The organism is Amycolatopsis sp. NPDC004772 (assembly GCF_053601215.1).
Genome location: NZ_JBSGBK010000175.1, coordinates 1 through 3,655, shown reverse-complemented (window position 1 = coordinate 3,655; position 3,655 = coordinate 1). Strand labels below are relative to the sequence as shown.

Below are 3,655 nucleotides of genomic sequence, written 5' to 3'. Positions count from 1 at the left end.
GTCCAACGCACCGAACGCCACATTGGGTGCGTTCAACGCACCGAACGCCACATTGGGGCGCTTGTCAGCGGGCGGCCACCCGGACCAGCGCGGAGATCCGGCGGGCCACCTCGAAGGGACGTTCCTGCGGCAGCATGTGCCCCGCACCGGGGAACCGGACGAACTCCGCGTGCGGCAGCTCGTCCGCGATCACCTTCGCGTGCGGCAGCGGGCACAGCCGGTCCTTCTCGCCCGCCAGCACCACCGACGGTACGTCGCACAGCGCGCCCAGCCCGCCGACGCCCCGGTGGGCCGCGATGGCGTCCAGGAACAGCCCCGCGCTCGCCGGGTGCGCGCAGAGCAGCTGCTCGACGACGCTGTCCACCTGCGCGCGCCCCGGCCGGTCGCCGAACACGAGCCGGCGGGCGCCCGAACGCACCAGGCCCGGCCGCAGCCGCAGCGTGTCCGACCGCAAGCCGGCCAGCAGCCGGGCGACCCGTGGCTCGAAGCGCGTCACGCTCCGGCCCACCAGTCCGGGGAACCCGAGGGTCAGCTGGTCCATGTCCCCGGACGACGTCGCCACGAACGCCGCGCCGGCCAGCCGGTCGCGGACGAGGGCCGGGTGCCGTTCGGCGAGCACCATCAGCGTCATGCCGCCCATGGAGTGCCCGGCCAGGACGAGGGGCCCGGAAGGGACGCGGTCGGCGATCACCTCGGCGAGGTCGTCGGCCAGCCGCGCGATGGTGGCACCGCCCGGCCGAGCGGGCGACGAACCGCCGTGGCCGCGCAGGTCGTAGCGCAGGACGCGCAGGCCGGGGTCGAGGTGCGGGAGCACGAAGTCCCAGGTCCGGTGGTCCTGCGTCCAGCCGTGCACCAGCACCAGCGTCACCGCCGAATCGGCCGGCCCGGACTGCGAGACGTGCAGCGCGGCGCCGTCGCTCGCGACGAACCGGTGCTCGATCGCCGGGTTCCGCAGCCGGGACGCGGTCGTCATCGGGTCGCCGGGAGCAGGAACGACTTGCGCCAGAAGTACTTCCCGGGCAGCCCGACCAGGCCGGACTCCTGCAGGAACGGCATGATCTTCTCCCCGGCCCACGCGATCGTCCCCTGCCAGTTCGGGTTGTTCAGCGCCGCCTCGACGCCGTCGCGCGGGCGGATGCCGACCGCCTTGTAGACGTCCGGGTTGATGAACGCCCGCGTCACGAAGTACGAGATGACCGCGATGATGAACTGCTGGTAGGCGATCTCGGCCTTCGACAGCTTCGCCATCCCGCGCGTGACCTCCTCGCGGGCGAAGGTGACGTGCCGGGCCTCCTCCAGGACGTGGATCCGGTTGACCATCCGGACCAGCGGCTGGACGCCTTCGTCGTTCATCTGCTCGCGCTGCAGCCGGTCGAGCACCTCCTCGGCGACGAGGATCGCGCCGTAGCGGGCCGGGCCGTAGGAGATCGTCGGCATGAGCTTCGCGAGGCGCCGCAGCCACGGCACCGGGCCGTAGGCGGGGCAGCCGATCCGCGACGCCATCCGCGCGAACATCGTCGAGTGGCGGCATTCGTCGGCGATCTCGGTGAGCGCGAACTGGGCGTGCGCGGACGTCGGGTCCTGTTCGTAGACCTCTTTGAGCAGCATCTGCATCAGCAGGATTTCGAACCACAGACCGGTCGTGGCGACGCTCGCGACCTCGTGTTTGCCCAGCTCGATGCGCTGTTCGGGGGTCAGCTTGTCCCAGAGTTCGGTGCCGTAGAGCGAGGAACGCTCCTCGAGGATGAACCGCTTGCCCTCGACCAGCGGCGCGGTCCAGTCGATGTCGACGTCGGGGTCGTAGAACTTGTTCGCCGACGACTTCAGCAGGCGGTCCGCGGTCTTCTCGCGATCCGGTTCCTTCAGCGTCCGCGTCATTGCCGACACCCCTTCCGCGACATGTAACTTGAGGTAACAGTTACCTGTGCGTAGCATGACCCTCGTGATCGAACGTGTCAAGCGCTCAGGCAAGCAGGCCGGCAAGTCCTCCCGCGGCGACGAAGCGACCGGCGACGCCCGGCGCGACCGCTGGCGCAAGCACCGGATCGCCCGGCGCAAGGAGTTCGTCGAAGCCGCGCTCCGGGCGCTCGACACGCACGGCCCGGACCTCGGCATGGAGGACGTCGCCGCGGAGGCCGGCGTCACGAAACCGGTGCTGTACCGGCACTTCGACGACAAGGCCGACCTGTACGTGGCCCTCGGCCAGCGCGGCACGGAAATCCTCTTCGAGCGGCTGATCCCGGCGATCAACGCCGAACTGGCCCCGGTGCCGCGGATCCGGATGGCCCTCGACGCGTTCTTCACGGTGATCGAGGAGCACCCGAACCTCTACCGGCTGCTCGCGCACGGCCGGCCGGAGAAGCCGGTGTCGTCGGACGTCGTGGCCGAGGACAAGGAGCTGATCGCGACGGCGCTGACCGCGCTGCTCGGCGACTACATGCGGATGTTCAACATGGACTCCGGCGCGGCCGAGCCGTGGGCGCACGGCATCGTCGGCATGGTCCAGAACACCGGCGAGTGGTGGCTGGACCGCCGGTCGATGAGCCGCGACGCGGTCGTGGAGTACCTGACGCAGATCATCTGGGCGGCCATCGACGGGCTGACCCGCCAGAACGGCGTGGTCATCGACCCGAACCTTCCCCTGGAAGCCAACAAGGTGGTCCAGCTGGGCCGCACCCCGGAGTCGCTGGAGGAAACGTCATGAGCGAGCACGAGCACGACGAAGACGGCTACCGCGGCGAGGCGACCCTGGTGGTCGACGGCGTTTCGCTGACGACGACGGTCGAGCTGCGCGGCTACTTCCAGCCGATCGACGGCTACTACCGCTGGTACGGCCGGGTGGCGGTGAACGAGGAGCTGACCCGCCTGGCGGGCGGCAAGAAGAAGGCCGTCGCCATCCAGGCGGGCGCGCACTCGGCCACCGGGGAACTGTCCGACCCGGACCCGTGGGGCCGCTACCGGATCACGGGCACGAGCACGCCACCGTTCCACGTGCCCACGACCCTGGAAGAGCTCAACGCCTAAGGCAACCGCGGGCCGGGCAGCTCGACACCGGGCAGCACGCCGTTCGCGATGTCCGTGGCGCGCCACTTCGGCACGCTCAGCCGGACGGCCGTGACCGGCGCGGCCAGGAAGGGTGCGGCCTCGGGGACCTTGGCGACGAGCAGCTCGCGCACCCGCGCGTCTTCGTCACCGCCGAGGATCTCGGCGGTGGCCTGGGCCTGCAGGAACGGCTGCATCGGCGAACCGGTGGAGACGACGACCGAGACCACCGGGCTCTCCCGGATGGCGGCCAGCGTCCGGCCGCGGTCCTCGAGCACGAGGTTGAGGGTGAACTCGCCGCTTTCGGCGAAGTAGACCCCGCCGACCCACGGCCCGGCGCTGCCGGCGGTGGCGAGGAACATCGACTTGTGCGCGGACAGGGTGTTCCGCACGAGGTCCGCGACGGCGGCCTGTTCGAGAGTGGTCACCGGGCGAAGCTAGGGGCCGGAAAAGCGACACTCCAAGAAAAACGCCACCATCCGGTGAAACCGGGTGCGACCTCTCACAGCTGGTCGTGAGTGGTAAGTCGGGGTGGTAACCGGCCCTAAACAGACCGCCCGAAAAACATAACCCCCGGGCCGCGTCAGAGAGCCACACCCCAGGCGACCAGAGC

At 70.3% G+C, this 3,655-nt stretch carries 5 protein-coding genes; 2 read left to right on the top strand and 3 right to left on the bottom strand.

Going from position 1 to position 3,655, the window contains the following annotated elements; translation table 11 throughout:
* Positions 1 to 64: 64 nt before the first annotated feature.
* Both ACWEF6_RS42810 and ACWEF6_RS42805 read right to left on the bottom strand, forming a co-directional pair.
* Positions 65 to 973 carry an alpha/beta fold hydrolase gene (locus tag ACWEF6_RS42810; protein WP_449688182.1) on the bottom strand — a complete coding sequence of 303 codons (909 nt, stop codon included), beginning with the start codon at positions 971 to 973 and terminating at the stop codon, positions 65 to 67.
* Complete coding sequence (locus ACWEF6_RS42805; RefSeq protein WP_449688181.1) at positions 970 to 1,878, bottom strand: AurF N-oxygenase family protein; 909 nt, start codon at positions 1,876 to 1,878, stop codon at positions 970 to 972. Before ACWEF6_RS42805 ends, ACWEF6_RS42810 begins: the two co-directional genes overlap by 4 nt.
* A gap of 55 nt (positions 1,879 to 1,933) precedes the next feature.
* On the opposite strand from ACWEF6_RS42805, the gene ACWEF6_RS42800 reads away from it, so the two are divergent.
* Together ACWEF6_RS42800 and ACWEF6_RS42795 are read left to right on the top strand one after the other, a co-directional pair.
* Positions 1,934 to 2,704: a TetR/AcrR family transcriptional regulator gene (locus ACWEF6_RS42800; protein ID WP_310970765.1), complete on the top strand. Its 771-nt coding sequence runs from the start codon at positions 1,934 to 1,936 to the stop codon at positions 2,702 to 2,704.
* Positions 2,701 to 3,024, top strand: coding sequence for a DUF4873 domain-containing protein (locus ACWEF6_RS42795; protein ID WP_449688180.1), 324 nt, complete (start codon positions 2,701 to 2,703; stop codon positions 3,022 to 3,024). Before ACWEF6_RS42800 ends, ACWEF6_RS42795 begins: the two co-directional genes overlap by 4 nt.
* Here ACWEF6_RS42795 and ACWEF6_RS42790 read toward each other — a convergent pair.
* Entirely contained in the window at positions 3,021 to 3,470 is a 450-nt protein-coding gene (locus ACWEF6_RS42790) for a pyridoxamine 5'-phosphate oxidase family protein (RefSeq protein ID WP_310970768.1), read from the bottom strand. The two genes, ACWEF6_RS42795 and ACWEF6_RS42790, sit on opposite strands and share 4 nt — an antisense overlap.
* Positions 3,471 to 3,655 lie beyond the last annotated feature (185 nt).

Bases quoted from the DNA above. Each gene is read 5' to 3' on its own strand.
- ACWEF6_RS42810 (WP_449688182.1), bottom strand. From the start codon at position 973: ATGACGACCGCGTCCCGGCTGCGGAACCCGGCGATCGAGCACCGGTTC.
- ACWEF6_RS42805 (WP_449688181.1), bottom strand. From the start codon at position 1,878: ATGACGCGGACGCTGAAGGAACCGGATCGCGAGAAGACCGCGGACCGC.
- ACWEF6_RS42800 (WP_310970765.1), top strand. From the start codon at position 1,934: ATGACCCTCGTGATCGAACGTGTCAAGCGCTCAGGCAAGCAGGCCGGC.
- ACWEF6_RS42795 (WP_449688180.1), top strand. From the start codon at position 2,701: ATGAGCGAGCACGAGCACGACGAAGACGGCTACCGCGGCGAGGCGACC.